The following is a 22,047-nucleotide window of genomic DNA, read 5'->3' as shown; positions in this document are numbered from 1 at the left end:
CGGGTCTCCCCGGCGGGCTTTTTACTGAACGGATATCGGCGGTCGTGCTTACAACACCTTGGCGATCGCATCGCACAGGGGATCGATATTGGCACGGGTGATACCGGCCACGCTGATCCGGCCCGAGCCGACGATGTAGATGGCAAACTCGCTCTTGAGGCGCTCCACCTGATCCTTGGAGAGACCGGAGAAGGAGAACATGCCGTTCTGCTCGCGGATGAAGCTGAAGTCCTGGTTCACGCCGCGCGCCGCCAGTTTCTCCACCAGCAGCTCCCGCATCTCGCGAATGCGCACCCGCATGGCCGCCACTTCTTCCACCCACTCGGCATAGAGGGCCGGATCGCTCACCACGGCGGTGACGACGGCGGCGCCGTGTGACGGCGGGTTGGAGTAGTTGGCACGAATGACGGTCTTGACCTGGGTGAAGGCCACGTCGGCGATCTCCTTGGTCGCACTGACCAGGGTGAAGGCGCCGACCCGCTCGTTGTAGAGGCCGAAGTTCTTGGAGAAGGAGCTCGCCACCAGCAGCTCGTCGTGGCACTCGGCGAAGATGCGCAGACCTTCGGCATCCTCTTCGATACCGCGGGCAAAGCCCTGATAGGCGAAGTCAAACAGCGGCAGCCAGCCGGCAGCAGCACTCTGCTTGGCCAGTGCGCGCCACTGATCAGCGGTAGGGTCGATACCGGTCGGGTTGTGGCAGCAGCCGTGCAGCAGCACCAGATCGCCTGCCTGCACTTCAGCCAGCGAGGCCTGCATGGCGGCAAAGTCGAGACCCTTGCTGGCCGCATCGTAGTACTTGTACCACTTGACGGAAAGGCCAGCAGCCTGGAACACGCTGACGTGGTTGGCCCAGGTGGGATCGGAGATCCAGACAGTCTTGGCCAGACCGTTGCGCACCACGAACTCGGCGGCGATGCGCAGGGCACCGGTACCGCCCGGCGCCTGAGCAGTCTTGGCCCGGCCGCTGGCGACCAGCGCAGAATCGTGCCCGAACAGCAGTTGCTGCACGATGCGGCCATATTCGATATTGCCTTCGATACCGAGGTAATTCTTGGTCTTCTCGTCGGTCAAGAGCTTCTGCTCGGCTTTCTTGACGCAGTGGAGAATGGGGGTGGCACCGGTCTCATCCTTGTAGATCCCGACCCCCAGGTTGATCTTGTGGCTGCGAGAGTCAGCACGGAAGGCTTCGGTCAGGCCCAGGATCGGATCCGCTGGGGCGGCAACAACCTTTTCAAACATGGTATTCCCTGTATTCCGTTGAGTTCGTTGGCTGGCAAAGCGTGTTGGCACACCGTCCGTGACACGCAAAACACGTGGCAAACAAAAGCGCCCATCTGGCGAGCGCTTCGTCAACTCTTTATATCACCGTGCAGAGTGGGGGCAAACCGCTTTTTCGGCCGGATCTGCGGCAATCTCAACCGATGGCATGCCAGCCCGATGCCAGGGCACACACCTCGGCCGACAAGCCGCGGTTGGACTCCACCAGATCGCTGCACCACGCCCGCAATGGACGGGGGATCCGGCTCGGTTCCCAGGGGCGCGCGTCCTGCAGAGGGGCGGCATAGGCCTCCTTGATGGGAGCCAGATCCCGGGGCAGCCACCAGCTTGCCGGACGCCCCAGTCGCTGGGCCAGCGCCTGCACCCGATCCACCCCGGCAGGGTCGAGAGCGGTGAGATGGCTCCACAGCACATTGGGCGGCAAAGCGGCCACCACCTGCTGCAGGGCTAGGGAGGCAGATGGGGGTGCCCACACCAGCAAGCAGCCTGACTCAAGAAGAAGCTCGGCAAAGGCGCCGACGCTGTCGGTGGTGATCACCCGCTTGATATTCCCTTCCCCCCACAGGATCTTGCCAAGATCCTCAAGGGTGCGCTCAGGTAGGGCCACTTCGCCGAGGGCCTGCAGCCAGGGCGCCGCGTCGATCAGGGTACCGCTGCTAAAAAAGAGGCTGAACGGCTGGGCGGAGCGCAAGCGCAACAGCTGATCGGCACAGAGCCGAATGCCCTTGTCCTCAAAGTCGATCTGCTCGTTGGGGGTGAAGTTCACATCTGACTTGCGATAGAGCGCCGCCAGCACCCGCTCGTTAACCTGCTCCCCCAACTGCCAACCCTGAGCATGAAGCCACTCCTCAGGCTCGGGGAGAGCGGTGGCGATCTCGGCCAGCATCAGCTCGCGGGTGAGATAGCGCCGTCCGGCCGGGGTCAGCTCATAGCGGTGATTGCCAAGGGGGAGCAGCAGCTGATTGTCCTTGAGCATGCCGATGAGGGGCTGCCACTGGCGACCGCGGATAACCTGGGGCGCCTCATCCAGCAACTGCTGAGCCAGCGCTCGCCACTCGGGGTGACTGAAATCGATCACACGCATCCTTCCCTGTCGGCAGACCATCTTTCAACGAATTGAATAATCTAGCGATTTACGACTAAGGAGCCAAGGGCGGAAAAGAGACAACGTGACCTGGCGCAGGGCCAAACGGCGGAGGGAATAAGGTGAAAGGCAGATAAAACAAAACGGCCAAGCAAGCTTGGCCGTTTCATCAACTCTTTCAACGTTCCCTACGAGAGGGAAGCGTGATTAGAAGTTGTATTGCATACCAACAGTCCACTCGTCATCTTGCTGACTCAGGCCTTGGATTTTGTATTCGGTGTAAGCTTTCAGCTTGGAGTTGAAGGCGTATTCAACACCCATGGAGGTGAAATCTACGGTGTCTTCGTAAGAAGTTACACCTTCCACTTTCGCTTCAGCGAAGTTGTAGCCAGCCAGGAAGGTCCAGGCGTCTACGTTGTAGGAAGCAGCCAGCTCGTAGCCACGCGCCTTGGCATCGTTGAACCGTCGAACTTGTAGGTGGATTCGTTATACAGGGCAGCGAAGTAGAAACCCTGATAGGTGTAGCTTGCGGCAACAGCCCAGTCATTCTTGTCGGTCAGATCAGCACGGCTGAAAGTACCGTTTTCGGAAGTGATGGTGAGGGTGGAGGCATCTTCGAAGCTCTTGGACTCGTAACCTGCTGCCAGACCCAGACCAAAGTCGAAGTCATAGGTTGCGCCCAGGGTGTAGCCGTGGTCCATTTTACCTTCAACACCAGACCAGCCAGCGTAGTTCGCATCATAGCTGCCGTTGTTGGTGATGTAGCCACCCTTCAGGCCAAAACCGTTCCACTGACCGTTATAGATAGCCTGACCTTCTTGACGACCATCATAGACGTTGGCCATGTCACCGTAGTCGTTGAAGATATCGGTCTTGGCGACGGTTGCATTGTAGAAAGCAGTTTCTGTCTGACCAAACAGGAACTGGCCATACTGGGAACCATCGAAGCCAGCATAGATGTGACGAGCCTTCAGCTCACGCTTATCGCTGCCATAGGAGTTTTCGGAGGCCAGTTGCCACTCAGTTTTGGCAACGCCAGACCAGGTGTCATTCAGAGCCATTTTGCCGGACCAGCCCAGACGGGCATAGGTGGTCAGCTCACCATCATTCTTGGAGTAAGAATCTGCGTCTGCATCGTAGGAGTCGTACTCGCCGAAGTACTGGGCATGTACACGACCGTAGATGTCGAAGGTGGTACCGTCTTTGTCATAGATGACGGCAGCGTTAGCTGCGGATGCAAACAGAGCCGGGATAGCAATAGCCAGAATTGTCTTTTTCATAGTTTCCAATGCCTACTGTAATTAAACACTAAGTTGTTGTTATTCCCTGTGTTAGCGATGTTCTTTGCATCACTATGGGGCCCGAGACTAGCACCGGGTTTTGCAATCCGCAATGAAAAAACTTGGAACTTTTTGAGAAAACCATAGTCATAGGGAAAAAATTGTGAGCTGAATCCCATATTGTTTGCCCTCTCAGGGAAAACGTTTACAGCGATACGCGCTGCCTGAAACGCCCTTTTTTGGTGGTTTATTGCACGCACAATCCACCCCATGACATAAGTGCGGATCCCGGCCCATAACCCCTGCCTCACCTTGCCTCGACCCAGGCCGCCTGTTGCGGGTATCCTGTGACCATTCATCCCAGACACGGTCACACCCCATTCATGCTATCGACTCGCCTCAAAGCCACCATTCGCAATACCTATCGACAGATTGCCGATGGTTTACCCGGTTTTGTGCCGCGCAAGGAGCAGAATTTTCTGGTGGCCGAAATCGCCAAGACCCTCACCGGAGAGTATGAAAAGAGTCGCCGCATCCTGGTGGCCGAAGCGGGCACCGGCATCGGCAAGTCCCTCTCCTATGCCCAGGGCGCCATCCCGGTGGCGCGGCTCACCCAGAAGAAGCTGGTGATCTCCACCGCCACCGTCGCCCTGCAGGAGCAGTTGATCCACAAGGACCTGCCCTTCTACCATCGCCACAGCGAGCTGCCGTTTCGCTTCATGCTGGTCAAGGGGCGCCAGCGTTACTGCTGCGAACATCTGCTTGAACAAGCGGCAAGCGGCGCCGATATGGCCAATTTCGAACTCGATTTCGGCAGCTTGAGCAAACACAAGCCGTCAGATTCTGACAAGGAGCGCTATCAGGCGCTGTGGCAGGCCTACACCGAGGGGAAGTGGGACGGGGACAGGGACAACTGGCCCAAGCCGATTCCGGATCTGTGCTGGGATCGCATCGCCGCCGATCGCCACAGCTGCAACAAGGCGCTGAGCCACCACCAGCACTGCCCCTTCCACCGTGCCAGGAATGACATGGACGCCGCCGATGTGCTGGTGGTCAACCATGCCCTGCTGCTCTCCGACCTCACCATGGGCGGCGGCATCATATTGCCGCCACCGGACGAGTGTATCTATGTGCTGGATGAGGCCCACCACCTGCCGACCATAGCCCGGGATCACGGCGCCGCCTCGGCCAGCATCAAGGGGTCTCGCCGCTGGCTGGAAAAGCTGGTGCAGAGCGCCGGCAAGCTGGCCAGGGCACTGAACAAGGAGAGCTTGCTCGACCCCCAGCTCAAGCTGCAGGATGCCCTGGCCTCCCTGCAACCGGATCTCAAGGCGCTGGAGCAGTGGCTCGCCGGCAACGATCAGCTGTTTGGCACCGAGCAGCACCACAGGTTTGCCGAGGGGGTGCTGCCCGATCCCCTGCCCATGCTGGCGGAGAACCTGAAGGAGGCGAGCAAGAAGGCGCTGCGGGCGCTGGACAGGATGCAGGGTGCCATCGGCGAGGCGCTCAAGGACGGCGAAATCCGTCGCAAGGAGGCCGAGCCCCTGCTGGCGGAGAGCGGTTTTCACCTGCAGCGGCTGGAGAGTTTCTGCGCCCTGTGGGAGATGCTGAGTCGCCACGTGCCCACGGGCAAGACACCGCTGGCCCGCTGGATGGCCAAGAACGAGGATGGGGACATCTGGCTGCACGCCTCCCCCATAGAGGTGGGTTATCTGCTGGAGGAGTGGCTCTGGTCTAGGTGCCTGGGCGCCGTGCTGGTCTCGGCCACCCTCACCGCCCTCTCCTCCTTCAGCTATTTCCGCCATCAGGTGGGACTCAAGGAGCACGACGGCACCCGCTATCTGCGACTGCGCTCTCCTTTCGAGTACCACAAGGCCGAGCTCTATCTGCCAAAAATGACCCATGAACCCAGCGCCCCCGGCTTTACCCAGGAGCTGGTCGATACCCTGCCCCGTCTGCTGGCAGGCAAGGAGGCGAGCCTGGTGCTCTTCTCCTCCTATCGGCAGATGAACGAGGTGGCGGTAGGGCTGCGGGCCAAGGGGCTCTCCCTGCTGGTGCAGGGGGAAGCGTCACGCAACGCCCTGCTGACCTTGCACAAACAGAAGTGCGATGGCGGCCAGGCCAGCATCCTCTTTGGCACCGGCAGCTTCTCCGAGGGACTGGACCTGCCCGGTCACTATCTCACCAATCTGGTGATCACCAAGCTCCCCTTCGCGGTGCCGAACTCCCCGGTGGAAGAGGCCACCGCCGAGTGGGTCGAAAAACGCGGTGGCAACCCCTTCCTGCAACTGACGGTGCCGGAGGCGTCTCGCAAACTGATCCAGGCCTGCGGTCGTCTCATCCGCAAAGAGGCGGACAGGGGCCGGGTCACCATCCTCGACCGACGTCTATTGACCAAGCGTTATGGCAAGGGGTTGCTCGACGCGCTGCCCCCCTTCAGCCGTCGGATTGAGTAAGACAGGGGCCCATTGGCTCGGTCAGCACCCGTGTCGTGGCTTGCGTTCGCTTTAAGCATCGGGGCCGAGAGGCAACCCAGGCGCCATAAACGCCTATTGCTGCCCTTGGGCAAACCTGTAAAAATGAGCCCCTGTTTTTCAGTGGGCACTCGCCGACTGTTCAAGGAGATGAAATGAAACTGACTGTTCTGGTGCCGGCCCTGGCTGGTCTGTTGTGGGCAGGTAGTGCCCTGGCCGATGCCCAATTGGAAGTGACCAACCCCTACGTCGTACAGCTGGTCGATGGCCAATCCATCAATCCCAAGCTGCTCGACAAGACGAGTACCTATCCTATCAAAGCTGGCAAGCACCAACTGGTTGTCGCCTTTGAAGGCAACTACTCCAGCCGCAGCGAGACCAAGCTGGTGACTGCCGAGCCCCTGGTGATCAACTTCACCGCCGCCGACAACCAGAAGCTGGTGCTGGACTACAAGAAGCCGCGCAACGAAGCTGAAGCCAAGTTGTTCGTCAAAGAGCAAAAAGTCGCACTGAAAGACAAGAGCAGCAACCAGGTCGTTGCCAGCGAGCAGTTCGTACTGCCGAAAGTCGAAGGCTTTCAGCTGACCCGTGACTATCAGCAAGAACTGATCAACATGGGCAAAGCCTTCAATCAGCCCAAAACTGTTGCCATCTCCACCGCCGCCGTCATGGCCGCCAACAGCGCCCCGGTGCAAGTGGCCCCGAGCAAGGCTCAGAGCAACCCGGAAGCCCTGACCCAGCTGCAAAACTGGTACAACAAGGCCGATGCGGAGACCCGCAAAGCCTTCCAGATCTGGGTGATCCAGCAGCAGTAATGGCGCGCGAGCACTCGTTTCGTGCGACAAGGGGAGCCTGGCTCCCCTTTTTCATATCTGCCTCTCTGCCAAGGCCCTGCCGTCATGTCACTGCGCATCTTCTATCACCCCCTCTACTCCGCCCTGACCCTGCCAGCGCGCCATCGCTTCCCGCTGGCCAAGTACCAGGCGCTGTTCGAGCGGCTCGGCCGCCTCGGCTATCCGCTGGCAGAAGCCGCCCCCGCCAGCCCTGATCAGATAAAGCGAGTGCACGATACCGCCTATGTGGAGGCAGCCCTCGCCGGCACCCTTGATGCCGGCGCCATTCGCCAGCTCGGTTTTCCCTGGTCGCCCCTGTTGATGGAGCGCACCCTGCGCTCGGTGGGGGCCACCCTGGCCGCCAGCCGCCATGCCTTGGAGCAGGGTTGCGGCCTGCAGATCTCCGGCGGCTATCACCACGCCCACCGGGACGTTGGCAGCGGCTTTTGCCTCTTCAACGATCTGGTGATCGCCGCCCAAGTGTGCCTGGACGAAGGGCGCTGCGAGCAGGTACTGATCGTCGATCTCGATGTCCATCAAGGGGATGGCAGCGCAGCACTGTGCCAGGGGCGGCGCGACATCATCACCCTCTCCCTGCACGGGGAGCACAACTTCCCTCGCCACAAGCCCGCCTCCCACATGGATTTCCCCCTGCCAAGCGGCATGGCGGACGATGCCTATCTCACCACGCTGGCAGAGGCGCTCAACCTGGCGTTGCGGCTCTATGCCCCCGACCTCATCCTCTATCAGGCCGGGGTCGATGTGCATAAGGACGACGAGCTTGGCTATCTCGCCTTGAGCGATGAGGGGGTACGCCAGCGCGATGCCATGGTCTTTGACTGCGCACAGCGGCACGGGCTGCCCATCGCCGCGGTGCCGGGCGGCGGCTACCGGCGCGACTGGCAGCAGTTGATCCCGCTGCATATGTCCTTGTTTGAAGAGGCGAAAAAGCGCTACGGCTAGCCGTTTATCTCTTCGTGAATCTCTCCTCTCCATGAATCTCTAACTGGCAACCGTTGCAAACAACGAGGCGGCCCTGGGGCCGCCTCTTCTTTATACCCGGTACCCTATTGATAGCGGGCACCCTAGCACCGTCTTTCCCCCTTGTCGGGAAGCGAGGTTGGGATCCTGCAGCCCCCGTTCAGGCGTGGGCCACCGGCGTCGGGTGTTCACCCAGCTTGCGCAGCAACATCAGCAGATACACGCACGACACGCCAGCGATCACGATGAACAGCTGGTTGTCCGAGTAGTGCTGCATCAACAGCGAAGTACAGGCCGGGCCGAGCAGGCTGCCGATGGTGTAGCTCAGCAGCAGCGCCTGGTTCATCGCCACCAGCTGATGGTGCTCGACCTTCTCGCAGGCCCACGCCATGGCCACCGGGTAGAGGGTGAAACCGGCGGCGCCCAGCACAAACAGCGCCGGGCCCATCGCCACACCGCTGAGCATGGCCCCGCACCCCAGGATCACCACCAGCACCTGTACCCGCAGCACCGGCAGGCGACCAAACCGATCCGCCAGACGGCCCACCGGCCACTGCCCCAGGATACCCGCGCTCACCATCACCGCCATCCAGTAGCCAATGCCGGCATCGCTCACCCCGCGGTGGTTCAGATAAAGCGGCATCAGGCCGTACAGCGACCCCAATACCATGCCGGAGATGATGCAGCCATCGACCCCGAGCCGTGCCTGCCGCAGCCGCAGCATAGGCCAGACCCGGGTGCTCCCTTGCTGCTCATTGCGCTCACTGACGATGCGGGTGAACAACAGCGGCAGGATAGCCGCCAATACCAGCCCGGTCGCCCAGGGCAGCACATCCATCAGCGCGGTCGGCAACTTGCTGACCAGCAGTTGCCCAAGCACGGTCCCCAGGTAATAGACCATCATGTAGGCAGCCAGCAGCCGCCCTCGATTGCGCGCGTTGCCACTGCACATCAGCGCGCTCTCCACCACCACCCAGATCATGGCGCAGCCGATCCCGGCGAGGAACCGCCAGCCGAGCCAGCTCCAGAAACCAAGGGTAATGCCGAGCCCGACACAGCCAGCGGCAAAGAGGGCGGAGGCCAGGTAGTAGCTGCGGTTGAACCCGTAGCGTTTGATCAGCGCCCCCGCCAGCAGGGTGCCCAGCAGATTGCCGCTGAAATAGGAGGAGCTGACCATGCCCACCTGCCAGGTCGGCAGATTGTCATGGGCCAGCCAGAGTGGCACCAGGGTGTTCAACACCGCGATGGCCAGCGTGAGCAGCAGCAGGCCGCAGAGCAACAACAGCACTGGCCGGGTGTAGGTGGTCATGGGTAATACCGTGAGGAGAGTCAAAATGCGAGCGCATCATGCCACCGCCAATGCCATTGTCAATCGGCGTTAATTGGCGCAGGGGATGTTTTTTTCGCGCTGGCAACAAATCCTCATTTGGCACAGAGCTGCACTTGCTCGGCAGCCGGCTTATCCCCTTGATTAACGGGTAGTTTGGCGGTCTTGATGAGGGCATGGCCGGTCTATCATTCTCATCGACCTTGCGCGGCGCCATGAAAAGGGCCGCGGAGCGCGCACACCGAAGTACGCCACAGCAGTGGCCAAGCCGCCCCGTCACTGATGCTCAATCTGCCCAAAAACGAAGAGACGACCCCAGGGTCGCCTCTTGGTGAGTACCAGACACAACGCCGGTTAGCGCTGACGCTTCTTGGCGTACTTGCGACGTGCCCGTGCCTGACGCTCCTCTTCCCGCTCCGCCTTCTCCTTGGCCTTCTGTTCGGCCTCGGCCTCGGCTTCCACAATCTCGACGCTCACCATCGCCGGGGTCTCCAGCGAGATGCGCCCCAACAGGCCTGAGCGGAACTCGTTGACCAGGATCTCGGAGGCCTTGTGCAGATCGGCCAGGCCGCCCTTGCGCATGAAGCCGCGCTGGCGGGCGATGAGCTCCAGCAGCTCGATCTCGGTCTCCGGCAGCTCGCTCAGCTGATAGCGGGCCTGGATCCGCTCCGGGTAGGCCTTGATGAAGTAATCGGCGGCAAACATGGCGATGTCGGCGTAGTCAAATACCGTGTCCTTGATGGCGGCGGTGATCGCCAAGCGGTAGCCGCAGGAGGGCGGGTTGAGCTTGGGCCAGAGGAAACCCGGGGTATCGGTCAGGATGACGTTGTTGTCGAGCTTGATCCGCTGCTGGGACTTGGTCACCCCCGCCTCGTTGCCGGTACGGGCGATGATGCGCCCGGCCAGGGTGTTGATCAGGGTGGATTTGCCCACGTTGGGAATGCCCATGATCATGGCACGCACGCCGCGCAGCTCCAGATTGCGCTCCGGCAGCATCTCGTGGCAGAGAGTCAGCAGCTGCTTGATCTTCTCCGGCTCCTGCTGGGTCAGAGGCAACGCCTTGATCCCCTTCTCCTGCTCCATGTGGGCCACCCACAGCTCGGTGATCTCGGGGTCGGCGAGATCCGCCTTGTTGAGCACCTTGATCACCGGAGTATCGCCGCGCAGCTCGGGCACCAGCGGGTTTTCGCTGGAGAAGGGGATGCGGGCGTCGAGCATCTCGATGATGACATCGACCTGGGGCATGACCTCGGCAATCTCTTTGCGGGCCTTGTGCATGTGGCCGGGGAACCAGTTGATGGACATATCCGTTACTCTCATCTAGGGACTGCGGGCGCTGGCTTGCGGTGGCGCGAGCGGCGAGCGGTGGCGGACGCAGGGCGTCGCAAGGGGGCGCATTTTACCTGCACACGCCCTGATTTGACAGGCCATTCTAGCCGCCGACCGGTAATCCGGCCAGATTCTCCCCCACCCGGCCCCGTCGCCCACCGGTGCCCAGTACTTCGGCTGCATTAATATAAGCTATTGATACAACATAACATTCACGCAACACCTTCATCGGATTGTCATCCCGTTTCACTAAAAGTGTCATCTGCGACCTCTAGGCTGCGCTCAGGTTTTACAAGGAGCGAACCCCAATGAGAAAGATGGCAGGACTTGCATTGATGATCGGCGCCGCCCTGGCTGCCGGCTGCAACTCCAACAACGACAGCAGTGCGCCCGCCCCCGGCGCCAAGAACGTGATCTTCTTCCTCGGCGACGGCATGGGTCTCAATACCCTGACCGCCGCCCGCATCTACGGCGTCGGTGAAGAGGGCAGCCTCACCATCGATACCCTGCCGGAGACGGCCTTCATCAAGACCTTCTCCCACGACGCCCAGGTGACCGACTCGGCCCCCTCCATGTCCGCCTACATGACCGGGGTCAAGAGCAACAACGGCGTCATCAGCATGGACAGCGACGCCACCCAGGAGAGCAACTGCAGCAAGAGCGGCGGCAAGCCGGTCACCACCCTGCTGGAGCTGGCCAAGGCCGCCGGCCGCGGTACCGGCGTGGTTACCACCACCCGGGTGACTCACGCCACCCCGGCCGCCACCTATGCCCACCTCTGCAACCGGGATCTGGAAGCCGACATCGCCGCCCAGCTGGTGCCCGGCGGCGTGGGTTACAACAGCGCCCTCAAAGAGGGGGTGGACGTGGTGCTCGGCGGTGGCAGCAGCTTCTTCTTACCCAAGGCAGACAAGGGCAAGCGCGAGGATGGCCGCAACCTCATCGATGAGATGAAGGCCAAGGGCTACCAGTTTGCCGGCAATCTGGACGAGCTGAACAAGGCCGAGGCGGGCAAGCCGCTGCTGGGGCTGTTTGGCTCAAGCCACATGAAATATGACCTGGACCGGCCCGCCAGCGAGCCTTCCCTGGCCCAGATGACCCTGGCCGCCATCAAGCAGCTCAAAGACCAGAAACAGGGCTACTTCCTGATGGTGGAAGGGGGTCGCATCGACCACGCCCTGCACGACACCAACGCCAAGCGTGCCCTGCAGGACACCCTCGCCTTCGACAACGCCATCAAGGCGACCCTCGACGAGGTGAAGAAAACCGATCCCGAGCTGAAAAACACCCTGATCGTGGTCACCGCCGACCATGACCACACGCTAGTCCTGAATGGTTATGCCAAGCGCACCGGCAAGACCACCGCCGACAACCCCGGCGTGCTCGGGCTGGTGAAGAACTACGAAACCGGCGAGCCGAGCAAGGATGCCGATGGCATGCCCTACACCATCATCGGCTTTGGCAACGGCTACAACCGGGTGGACGGGCCGCGCAGCAGCGTGGCGCCGCTGGATGACGCCACCGTCTCCGCCAACGACTATCACCAGGAGGTGGTGGTCAAGGTGGGCGAAATAGGCAACGAGACCCACGGCGGCACCGACGTCTTCCTCGGCGCCATCGGCCAGGGAGCGGATAGCTTCCACGGCTCACTCGACAACACCGCCGTGTTCGGCAAGGTCAAGGCTGCGGCCGGGCTGTAAGGAGCATTCCCATGAAAATAGCCATCAACCAATCCATGAAGCAGAACCTGCATAAAACCCTGGTCAGCACGGCCCTGCTGGCCGCCCTCGGCGGCGCGGCCCAGGCACAGGCCAGCGATGCCAAGAACGTCATCCTGTTCATCGGCGACGGCATGGGCCCCACCGTGCTCACCGCCACCCGCCTCTACAAGGTGGGAGAAGAGGGCAATCTGGAGATGATGAAGCTGGCCCGCAGCGCCCGCATCAAGACCTTCTCCAACGATGCCCAGACCACCGACTCGGCCCCCTCCATGGCGGCCTACACCACCGGGGTCAAGATGAACAACGAGGTGATCGCCATGAGCAGCGACACCAAAGCCGTCGCCCCCGGCAAGGATGTCAACGGCAACAAGGGCGTCAACAACTGCGCCAGCGACAACGGCAAGCCGGTGCCCACCCTTCTCGAGCTGGCCAAGGCGGCGGGCAAGTCGGTGGGGGCCGTCACCACCACCGAGCTGACCCATGCCACCCCGGCAGCCACCTACTCCCACATCTGCCACCGGGATGCCGCCTACGCCATCGCCGCGCAGGCGGTACCGGGCGGTGCCGGCTTCAACCAGGCGCTGGGGGACGGGGTCGACGTGCTGATGGGGGGGGGCGCCAACCACTGGACACCCTACAACAGCACCAGCAACAAGGGCGGCCGCGCCGACGGGCGGGATCTCACCGCCGAGCTGACCGCTCAGGGCTATCGCTACGTCACCACCAAAGATGATCTGGCTGGCGTCAACTCGGGCAAGGTGCTTGGGCTGTTCAGCGCCAAGTCCCACCTCGACTACGAGCTGGACCGCGTCGCCAAGGGGGCGGCCAATACCCAGCCGTCGCTCTCCGAGATGACCGCCAAGGCGATCGATCTGCTCAGCCAGAACAGCCAGGGCTACTTCCTGATGGTGGAAGGGGGTCGGATCGACCACGCCCTGCACGGTACCAATGCCAAGCGCTCGCTCACCGATGCGGTGGCGCTGGACGACGCGGTCAAGACCGCGCTCGGCAAGGTGGACTTGAAAGATACCCTGATCGTGGTCACCGCCGACCATGACCACACCATGACCATCAACGGCTACTCGGCCAAGGGCAACAAGGTGCTGGATCTGGTGAAAAATGGCGATGGCTCGACCCAGAACGACGTGGATGGCAAGCCGTTCACCACCCTGGTGTTCGGCAACGGTCCCAACCGTCCCGACGTGCGTCCCACCCTCACCAGCGATCAGGTGATGGCAGACGACTACCTGCAGGAGACCGGGGTCAAGCTCGGCTCCGAGACCCACGGCGGCGGCGATGTCATGCTGTTTGCCGACGGCGCCGGCAGCAGCCGTTTCAAGGGGACGCTGGACAACACCCGGGTGTTCGGCAAGCTGAAGGAGGCGCTCGGCCTGTAAACGGCAGGGCCCGGCAGGGTGCCGGGCCCTGCTCGTTCGAGCGATCACCCATGATGCGATATTTACTTCCGTTGTGGCTGCTCGCCAGCAGCCTCTCTTTTCCCCTCCTGGCCGATGAAGTCCCCGATCTGGCCGCCCGCATCCGCTATCAGGACAGGGTCACCAGCAGCGATGGCATCAGCAAGGAGAGCCAGTGGCAGGAGAAGTGGCTGCGGGTTGGCGATCAGGTGTGGAGCCAGCGGCTCATCCCGCTGCCGCTTGCCCGCGCCTATCACGCCACCCACGATGCCACCCCGGGCCACAAGCACTTTACCCACCAGATGGCGGCGCGCTGGGTGACCCGCGACCAGCAGGGGGTGCTGCAACTGCGCTACGCCGACAGCTGGCACAACCAGCTGGTGGAGGTGCCGGAGGAGGAGTACGGTCAGGTGGCTTTCAAACCCGACTGGCCGCGGATCCGCCACCTCATCAACCCGGCCCTGTTGCAGGAGATGATCCCCCTCGACGAGGCGGCCCCCGAACAGGCACGCTGGTATGAAAAACGCGAGGGCAACCAGCGCACCCGCATCCTCTGGTCTAGCCGCTGGCAGTTGCCGCTGGTGGTGGAGTCGGCGAGCCTCGACGGTTATCGCAGCTACCGGATGGAGGTGACTCTCAAGCCCCTGCCAAAGAGCCTGCCCTGGCAGCAGCTGGAGGACTACCAGACCTTGGATCTGCGGGATTTCTTCGACTGACGGGACGCCCCGAATGGGGTGAGCTGATTTGTGCTGACGGGATGTTACACTCTGTGTACTCATCCCGGATCCGGCCTGCCATGCGTATTTCCCTGCTCTTGCTGCTTTGCGCCCTGCTCTTCCCCGCCACCCAGGCTAAGGCCGTGGTGGTCATCGCCGCCGAGATCCCCCCCTATGTCATTCGCTCCTATCAGGGTGCCCCGAGCGGCATGGCCATCGAGGTGCTGGAGGAGGCGGCCCGCCGCCTCAAGGAGCCGCTCACCATCGAGCTGATGCCGCTGGCCCGCGCCCTCAGCCAGACCCGCCACCGCCAGGACGTGCTGCTGGTGCCGCCGGTGCGCAGCCCCCAGCGCGAGCCGCAGTTTCTGTGGATTGCACCGCTGCTGGACGAGGCCTTCGTGCTGGTCAGCCATCGCCAGTACCATCCTGCCCCCATCACCAGCAAAGAGCTGCCCGGCCTCACCGTTGGCGTGATGCGCGGCTCCTATGGCCAGAGCCTGCTGCAGCCCTACCCGCAAGTGAAACAGGCGCTGGTGGCCGAGGAGATCCACAACGCCAGCAAGCTGGCGCTGGGCCGCATCCAGGGCTGGGCGGTGGCCTGGAACAGCGCCCGCTACAACCAGCAGCAGGCCGGCCTGCCGCTGGCGGATCTGGTGCGCGGCGACACCCTGCAGCGGGCCTCGCTCTATCTGGCCGCCAGCCCCCGTTTCCCGGCCGCCGAGGCAACCCGCTGGCGCAAGATCATCGCCACCATGCGCGACGATGGCAGCCTGGCGCGCATCATCAAGCAGTACGATTACCAGGCCCCCTGACAAGCTTGTCAGGATAATTGCCAAAGCAGTCCAGAATGGTTATGGTATCCCCATGAAAGCGCTCATTATTTTATCAAGCCAGCTCACACCCCGTTGAGCCCCCGCCCTCGCCTCCGACAGCGAGTCGTTCGGGGGCATCGCATTCCCGATCTGTTTTTTCGTATCGCACACTCTTTTTCGACCAGCTTGCCCGTCATCCTGGTCCTTTAACCCATTGATAAGGAATATCTTATGAAACAGCCTCATCTCGTGATCTCCAGCCTGGATCTCGATCGCATCGAGCAACTGCTCGGCAACCATCCCCAGCACCTGGCCCTGCAGGAGGAGCTGGATCGCGCCGAGATGCGCGAGCCGGCCGACATGCCGCCGGACGTGGTCACCATGAACAGCACGGTGCGCTTCAAGATGCCGAGCAGCGGCAACGAGTTCTGCCTGACCCTGGTCTACCCCAAGGACGTGCAGGGTGACGAGTCGAAGATCTCCGTGCTGGCCCCGGTCGGCAGCGCCCTGCTCGGCCTGAAGGTAGGCGACAGCATCGCCTGGCCCGGCCCGGCCGGTCGCACCATCGAGGTGGAGATCCTGGAAGTGGTCTATCAGCCGGAGCGTGCCGGCGAGCTGCACCGCTAATCCTCCCGGGTACGTGCCAAGCCGCTGCCGCAGGCCTGCGCACGTGCCCACCCCTGATCCCGATCAAGCTTTGCCACAGAAGCGCCACTGATCCCGCTCACCTGCCCTGCTTTCTCTTGAGCCCGGACGAGGCGGCAGGTATCTTGTTGGCCGCGCCAGCACCCTGGCCGCAGATTTCAGGCTGACATCATGATAAAGATTGCCCTCATCGACGATCACCAGATCGTCCGCTCCGGCTTTGCCCAACTGCTCAATCTCGAACCCGATCTGCGGGTGGTGGCCGAATTCGGCTCCGCCGCCGAGGCGCTGGCGGGCCTGCCCGGCAGCGGCGTGCAACTGTGCGTGTGCGACATCTCCATGCCGGACCAGTCCGGGCTGGATCTGCTCAAGCGCCTCCCTTCCGGCCTCGCCGTGGTGATGCTGTCGGTGCACGACAGCCCGGCGTTGATCGAACAGGCGTTGCAGGCCGGCGCCAAGGGGTTCCTCTCCAAACGCTGCAGCCCGGACGAGCTGATCGCCGCGGTGCGCACCGCCGCCCACGGCGGCTGCTACCTCACCCCGGACATCGCCCACAAGCTGGCCTGCAACAGCCAGGATCCGCTCACCAACCGGGAGCGGGAGGTGGCCCAGCTGCTGGCGCGGGGTCTGGAGGTGAAAGCCATCGCCGAGCAGCTCGGCCTCTCCCCCAAGACGGTGCACGTGCACCGCGCCAACCTGATGGACAAACTCAAGGTCAGCAACAATGTAGAGCTGGCCCACCGCATGCTGGACAGCTGGTGATCCCCCGTCTTGCCAGCTATGTCGCCATCTCGCTGGCGGCCTGCTTCATCTTTGCCGCTGGCTGGTTCTGCCTGTGGAGCATCGGCCTGCACCTGGCAGGCTCGCCCATGCTGGCGGCCCTGCTGTTCCCCTTCGGCCTGCGTCTGGGGCTGCTGCTGCAAAGCCCGATCCCCTACTGGCCGCCGCTGCTGCTGTGTGAATCCCTGCTGCTCTACTGGCTCAACCAGGAGGTGGGGCTGCCGCTGTGGCCGCTCATTCAGGCGGGCAGCCTGCTCACCCTGCTGCCGCTGCTGATCGCCCGCCGCCAGCCGGTGCGCAACGACTGGCAGCAGCTGCTGGTGCTGCTGGCCACCGTCACGGTGGCGGCGGGGCTGCAATCCCTGCTCTGGCATCTGGCTGGCGAGGATGGCCTCACCGCGCTGCTGCTCACCCTCACCGGCGGGCTGACGCTGACCTCCACCTGCATGCTGATCTGGCACTACCTCACCCGAGCCACCTGGGTGCCGCTCGGGCCGACCCTGGTGGATCAACCGGTAGACTGGCGTTTTCGCCATCTGGTCTGGTATCTGCTGCTGTTCGTGCTGAGCCTCTGGCTGCAGCTCGGCCTGCCCGACTCGCTGGTGCGCTTCACCCCGTTTTGTCTGGCCATCCCCATCATGGCCATGGCCTGGCGCTACGGCTGGCAGGGGGCCCTGCTCGCCACCCTGATGAACACGGTGGCACTGATGGCCGGCCAGGCCTGGCACGATCATCCGCTCGATCTGTTGCTCTCCCTGCTGGCCCAGAGCCTCACCGGCCTGCTGCTCGGCGCCGGCATCCAGCGCCAGCGCGAACTCAACCAGGCGCTGACCCGCCAGCTCGCCCACAATCGCCAGCTCACCGAACGGCTGCTGGAGACCGAAGAGAGCATCCGCAAGGAGGTGGCACGCGAGCTGCACGACGACATCGGCCAGACCATCACCGCCATCCGCACCCAGGCCGGCATCGTGCGCCGCCTCGCCCCGGACAATGCAGGGGTCGGCCAGAGCAGCGCCCTCATCGAGACGCTGTCGCTGGGCATCTACGACGCGGTGCGCGGCCTGCTCGGCCGGCTGCGCCCCCGCCAGCTCGACGACATGAGTCTGGAGCAGGCGGTACGCGGCCTGCTGCGGGAGCTGGAGCTGGAGCGCCACGGCATCGTCACCCGGCTCGAGTGGCAGCTGGCGGACGCCGGCCTCTCCGATGCCCAGCGGGTCACCCTGTTTCGGGTCTGTCAGGAGGGGCTCAACAACGTGGTGAAACACGCCAATGCCAGCTCGGTCACCATTCGGGCCCACCGCCAGGGCGAACGACTGACCCTGCTGCTGGAAGACGACGGCTGCGGCCTGCCCGAACACCGTACGCCCCAGGGCTACGGCCTGCTCGGCATTCGCGAACGGGTGCAGGCACTGGGAGGCGCATTGCAGCTCTCCTGCGTGCACGGCACCCAGCTGACCGTGACCCTGCCCGGCCGCAAACGGGAGGAGAGTCATGAGTAACACCCAGTCGCAGGGGAGAACCGCCTGATGCTCAGCTTCATGAGAAGCGCACCGCCCCAGCCCCTCATCCGCGATCAGGCCGAGATCGACGCCTGTTATCGCCACTGGCGGCTGCACATCTTGCTGACCATGTATCTGGGCTACGCGGTATTCTACTTCACCCGCAAGAGCTTCAACTTCGCCATGCCGGACATGCTGGCCAGCGGCATGCTGAACAAGGCCGACATCGGCATGCTGTGGACCCTGTTCTACATCACCTACGGCTGCTCCAAGTTCTTCTCCGGCATCATCAGCGACCGCGCCAACCCGCGCTACTTCATGGGCCTCGGGCTGATGGCGACCGGAGTCATCAACATATTGTTCGGGCTCTCGTCGTCGCTGTGGCTGTTCGCCGCCCTCTGGGTGGCCAACGCCTTCTTCCAGGGCTGGGGCTGGCCCCCCTGCTCCAAGCTGCTCACCAGCTGGTACTCGCGCAGCGAACGCGGCTTCTGGTGGTCGGCCTGGAACACGGCCCACAACGTGGGCGGCGCGCTCATTCCCCTCATCGTCAGCACCCTGGCCCTGCAGCACGGCTGGCGCTACGGCATGATAGTACCCGGCCTTATCGCCATCCTGGCGGGGTTGTTCCTCTGCTGGCGGCTGCGCGATACCCCGAGCGCCATGGGACTGCCCACGGTGGGCGAGTGGCGCAACGATGCCATGGAGCTGGCCCAGCAGACCCAGGATGCCGGCCTCTCCCATCGCCAGATCCTGCGCAAATACGTGCTCGGCAACCCCTATATCTGGCTGCTGGCCTGCTGCTACGTGCTGGTCTACGTGGTGCGCACCGCCATCAACGACTGGGGCAATCTCTACATGACCGAGCAGCGCGGTTTCAATCTGATGAGCGCCAACTCGGCCATCTCCATGTTCGAGGTGGGGGGCTTTATCGGTGCCCTGGTGGCAGGCTGGGGATCGGACAAGCTGTTCAACGGCAACCGCGGGCCGATGAACCTCATCTTTGCGGTGGGAATATTGCTGGCGGTGGGATCGCTCTGGCTGATGCCCTTCTTCAGCTACGTGATGCAGGCGGCCTGTTTCTTCACCATCGGCTTCTTCGTGTTCGGCCCCCAGATGCTGATCGGCATGGCGGCGGCCGAGTGCTCCCACAAAAATTCGGCGGGGGCCGCCACCGGCTTCGTCGGCCTGTTTGCCTATATGGGGGCGGCGCTCTCTGGTTATCCGCTGGCTAGGGTGTTAGAGATCTGGCACTGGCAGGGCTTCTTCGTGGTGATCTCGGTGGCCGCCGGCGTCTCCGCCCTGCTGCTGCTCCCCTTCCTCAAGGCGCAGGCGCCACGCCCCCGCGACGCCGATTGACCGGCTAGGCTTGCGCCAGCCGGCAGACCCGGTTCTTGCCCTCCCGCTTGGCCTGATAGAGAGCGCGATCCGCCTGGCTGAACAGGGTGTCGAAGTGCCAGCTGTGCTGGCAGCGCACCAGCCCCATGCTGACGGTGATGCCGATCCCGTGCATGTCCTGCGCCGCCAGAGAGCGGATGATCTGCTCGCAGCGCTGCTGCTGCGCCACTTCATCCTCCTGCGGCAGCAGCAACACGAACTCCTCGCCGCCAAAGCGACTGGCCACCAGCGCCTGCTGAGCGCCGAGATAGGCCCCCACCGCAGCCAGCACCTTGTCCCCCATCTCATGACCATGGCGATCATTGATCTGCTTGAAGTCATCGAGATCCAGCACCGCCAGGGCGCCGAACTCGGTCATCCGGCGCCGGGCCATCAGTTCCATGAAGCCGCGCCGGTTGAGCAGGCCGGTGAGCGGATCGTGGCTCGCCTGCTGGCGCAGGGCCAGTGCCCGGTACTGGGTGCAGAGCAGCAGCACCCCGAAGGTGGAGAGGTAGCTGCCCATCAGCATGGAGAGGAAGGGCAGCACGTTGACACCGCTCTGATCCATCAAGACTCTGGCGTCCCCCTGCAGCAGAAATGCCATGCGCAGCAGGTTGAAGCCATAGAGCAGGATGTTTACCACGGTGAACACCAGTACGGCGGGCAGGTAGGCAGGATAGCCGTGCCGCCAGATGAGAAAGACGATCACTGCCCCCAGCACCATGTAGCTCAGGCAGGCCAGCAGCACCCGGGGGGCCATCTGATCGTTGAAGGCAATGCTCCAGCTCAGGATCAGCACATAGCTCAGCATGAACCAGCCGCTGGCAGACCAGCTGAGAGGCTGGCCGAAGAAACGCTGCAGTGCCAGCGGCATCAGGGCGATGCAGACGGTGATCAGCAGATTGGCCAGCCAGATCCCCGCCAGACTCGGCATGAAGGCCTGCAGGGTAAAGAGGCTCTGGGCCGCCAGTGCGAACAGACTGGACCACCACCAGTATCCGAGTCCGGGGATCTCCCTGTGGGTCGACCAGATGATGGAGAGGGTGATGAAGCCGAGGCTGTAGCCACCCAGCGCCATGATCATCAGGGTGAATACATCCAGCTTGAGCAGTATTGAGGCGTCCATACCAGTGCCACTAAACGAAGGTAACTGAGTATATTGGAAGCGCAAAACAAGACCCAGCGGTGTCTGACTAAATCCTCAATTAAAAATCATCTGGTGGGTGGCAATCGCACTCGCTAAATTCATTCGAATCTGTTTTTTGGCACTTGGTGACCAGGTGAGCAACAATTGACACTGCTGATGGCGGGCTGGCCTGTAACAAAATGTGCTGAATACATTTTTGGCTTGAACCCGCCTCATTAGATAGATATGTTGTTTTCGTGTGATTTTATGAGTGTCGCCACGGGGAAAAAGCGCCACTAACCTATTGAGTCATCTGGCACAATCGGAATTTGGTACATTTTTCACTCAGCTTGCGGCAAATAGAATCTCATATGGGGCTTTTGCCTCAATCAAGACAATAATCCTGTCTTGCCCTGTTGCCGGATGCAGCAGTCTCTTGTGCCACGGAGTCGCACGGGATCAGGTTCAAGGCCGAACACACTTTTGACAGAGACGTCACTTATGATCAAAAAACTCATTCTTTCTACCCTGCTGCTGTGCGGGCTGGCCAACGCGGCGCCCACTTCCACCCTGGATGCCGTGCTGGAGCGCGGTGTGCTGCGGGTCGGTTTCGACGCCGGCTATCAACCCTTCGAAATGACCAACAAGCAGGGCCAATACATCGGCTTTGACGTGGATCTGGCCAAGATGGTCGCCAAGGAGATGGGCGTGAAGGTCGAGTTCGTCAACACCGCCTGGGATGGCATCATTCCGGCCCTCTTGACCGACAAGTTCGACGTCATCATGGGCGGCATGACCGTCACCCCCCAGCGCAACCTGCGCGTCAACTTTGCCGACCCCTACATCGTGGTCGGGCAGACCATCGTCCTGCGCAAGGACAAGGCCGGCGAGATCAAATCCTTCACCGACCTCAACGACCCGAAATACAAGATCGCGGTCAAGCTCGGCACCACCGGCGAGCAGGCGGTCAAGCGTCTGATCCCGAAAGCCACCCTGCTGCAGTTTGAAACCCAGGATGACGCCAAGCTGGAAGTGATCAACGGCAAGGTAGACGCCTTCGTCTACGACCTGCCCTACAACGCCATCTTCGCCACCCAGAACAAGGGGGCCGTGGTACACCTCGACAAGCCGTTCACCTTCGAACCACTGGCCTGGGCCATCCGCAAGGGCGACCAGGACACCCTCAACTGGTTCAACAACTACCTGCGCCAAATCAAGGGCGACGGCAGCTACGACCGCCTCTACCAGAAGTGGTTCGAGTCCACCGCCTGGCTGAACCAGCTCAAGTAACCTCGCAAGGGGCGGCCCGCCGCCCCTTCACGCAGATCCCCACACAATAACTACAACGAGGTTGCGACAGTGCACAACCCAAC

At 62.4% G+C, this 22,047-nt stretch carries 17 protein-coding genes and 1 pseudogene; 12 read left to right on the top strand and 6 right to left on the bottom strand.

Going from position 1 to position 22,047, the window contains the following annotated elements; all coding sequences use genetic code 11:
- Positions 1–48: 48 nt before the first annotated feature.
- The 3 genes and pseudogenes from OKC29_RS07870 to OKC29_RS07860 all read right to left on the bottom strand — a co-directional run bounded on the left by OKC29_RS07870 (position 49) and on the right by OKC29_RS07860 (position 3,642).
- A complete protein-coding gene (locus tag OKC29_RS07870; RefSeq protein WP_077095400.1) occupies positions 49–1,239 on the bottom strand; it encodes an amino acid aminotransferase in 1,191 nt (396 codons plus the stop codon).
- Positions 1,240–1,414: 175 nt separating this feature from the next.
- A complete protein-coding gene (locus OKC29_RS07865; protein WP_179101314.1) occupies positions 1,415–2,356 on the bottom strand; it encodes a hypothetical protein in 942 nt (313 codons plus the stop codon).
- Positions 2,357–2,569: 213 nt separating this feature from the next.
- A pseudogene (locus OKC29_RS07860) lies at positions 2,570–3,642 on the bottom strand (porin).
- Positions 3,643–4,025: 383 nt separating this feature from the next.
- Between OKC29_RS07860 and dinG the strand changes: the two are divergent.
- The 3 genes from dinG (at position 4,026) to OKC29_RS07845 (ending at position 7,912) form a co-directional block, all read left to right on the top strand.
- A complete protein-coding gene (gene dinG, locus OKC29_RS07855) occupies positions 4,026–6,098 on the top strand; it encodes an ATP-dependent DNA helicase DinG (RefSeq protein ID WP_077095398.1) in 2,073 nt (690 codons plus the stop codon).
- Between the two features lie 173 nt (positions 6,099–6,271).
- On the top strand, positions 6,272–6,931 hold the full coding sequence (locus OKC29_RS07850) for a YccT family protein (RefSeq protein ID WP_011706592.1): 660 nt from the start codon (positions 6,272–6,274) through the stop codon (positions 6,929–6,931).
- Between the two features lie 84 nt (positions 6,932–7,015).
- A complete protein-coding gene (locus OKC29_RS07845) occupies positions 7,016–7,912 on the top strand; it encodes a histone deacetylase family protein (RefSeq protein ID WP_180807327.1) in 897 nt (298 codons plus the stop codon).
- Positions 7,913–8,090: 178 nt separating this feature from the next.
- Here OKC29_RS07845 and OKC29_RS07840 read toward each other — a convergent pair whose 3' ends face one another.
- Positions 8,091–9,239 (bottom strand): MFS transporter, encoded by a 1,149-nt coding sequence (locus OKC29_RS07840; protein WP_101148962.1) that lies wholly within the window; start codon positions 9,237–9,239, stop codon positions 8,091–8,093.
- A 372-nt stretch (positions 9,240–9,611) separates the two neighbouring features.
- Positions 9,612–10,562 carry a ribosome biogenesis GTPase YlqF gene (gene ylqF / locus OKC29_RS07835; protein WP_016351290.1) on the bottom strand — a complete coding sequence of 317 codons (951 nt, stop codon included), beginning with the start codon at positions 10,560–10,562 and terminating at the stop codon, positions 9,612–9,614.
- A 332-nt stretch (positions 10,563–10,894) separates the two neighbouring features.
- On the opposite strand from ylqF, the gene OKC29_RS07830 reads away from it, so the two are divergent.
- From OKC29_RS07830 to OKC29_RS07795, 8 genes are all read left to right on the top strand, one after another.
- Positions 10,895–12,286 (top strand): alkaline phosphatase, encoded by a 1,392-nt coding sequence (locus OKC29_RS07830; protein WP_223950500.1) that lies wholly within the window; start codon positions 10,895–10,897, stop codon positions 12,284–12,286.
- Between the two features lie 11 nt (positions 12,287–12,297).
- Positions 12,298–13,704, top strand: a complete 1,407-nt coding sequence (locus OKC29_RS07825) for an alkaline phosphatase (protein ID WP_372631449.1) — start codon at positions 12,298–12,300, stop codon at positions 13,702–13,704.
- A gap of 50 nt (positions 13,705–13,754) precedes the next feature.
- On the top strand, positions 13,755–14,438 hold the full coding sequence (locus OKC29_RS07820; RefSeq protein WP_241872108.1) for a hypothetical protein: 684 nt from the start codon (positions 13,755–13,757) through the stop codon (positions 14,436–14,438).
- Positions 14,439–14,518: 80 nt separating this feature from the next.
- Positions 14,519–15,250: a substrate-binding periplasmic protein gene (locus OKC29_RS07815; RefSeq protein WP_193558526.1), complete on the top strand. Its 732-nt coding sequence runs from the start codon at positions 14,519–14,521 to the stop codon at positions 15,248–15,250.
- Between the two features lie 231 nt (positions 15,251–15,481).
- Complete coding sequence (rnk, locus tag OKC29_RS07810) at positions 15,482–15,877, top strand: nucleoside diphosphate kinase regulator (RefSeq protein WP_011706600.1); 396 nt, start codon at positions 15,482–15,484, stop codon at positions 15,875–15,877.
- A 189-nt stretch (positions 15,878–16,066) separates the two neighbouring features.
- Entirely contained in the window at positions 16,067–16,657 is a 591-nt protein-coding gene (gene uhpA, locus OKC29_RS07805; RefSeq protein ID WP_011706601.1) for a transcriptional regulator UhpA, read from the top strand.
- Positions 16,654–18,174: a signal transduction histidine-protein kinase/phosphatase UhpB gene (gene uhpB, locus OKC29_RS07800; RefSeq protein WP_241872107.1), complete on the top strand. Its 1,521-nt coding sequence runs from the start codon at positions 16,654–16,656 to the stop codon at positions 18,172–18,174. The genes uhpA and uhpB overlap by 4 nt, the downstream gene beginning before the upstream one ends.
- Positions 18,175–18,201: 27 nt before the next feature.
- Positions 18,202–19,530 carry an MFS transporter gene (locus OKC29_RS07795; protein ID WP_029299862.1) on the top strand — a complete coding sequence of 443 codons (1,329 nt, stop codon included), beginning with the start codon at positions 18,202–18,204 and terminating at the stop codon, positions 19,528–19,530.
- Between the two features lie 4 nt (positions 19,531–19,534).
- Here OKC29_RS07795 and OKC29_RS07790 read toward each other — a convergent pair whose 3' ends face one another.
- Positions 19,535–20,674 carry a GGDEF domain-containing protein gene (locus OKC29_RS07790; RefSeq protein ID WP_241872106.1) on the bottom strand — a complete coding sequence of 380 codons (1,140 nt, stop codon included), beginning with the start codon at positions 20,672–20,674 and terminating at the stop codon, positions 19,535–19,537.
- A 501-nt stretch (positions 20,675–21,175) separates the two neighbouring features.
- Between OKC29_RS07790 and OKC29_RS07785 the strand changes: the two genes are divergently transcribed.
- Entirely contained in the window at positions 21,176–21,964 is a 789-nt protein-coding gene (locus OKC29_RS07785; RefSeq protein WP_016351298.1) for a transporter substrate-binding domain-containing protein, read from the top strand.
- Positions 21,965–22,047 lie beyond the last annotated feature (83 nt).

It is taken from the genome of Aeromonas sp. QDB34 (genome assembly GCF_027705405.1).
Lineage (GTDB): Bacteria > Pseudomonadota > Gammaproteobacteria > Enterobacterales > Aeromonadaceae > Aeromonas > Aeromonas hydrophila.
This window is presented reverse-complemented; position numbering and strand designations above follow the sequence as displayed.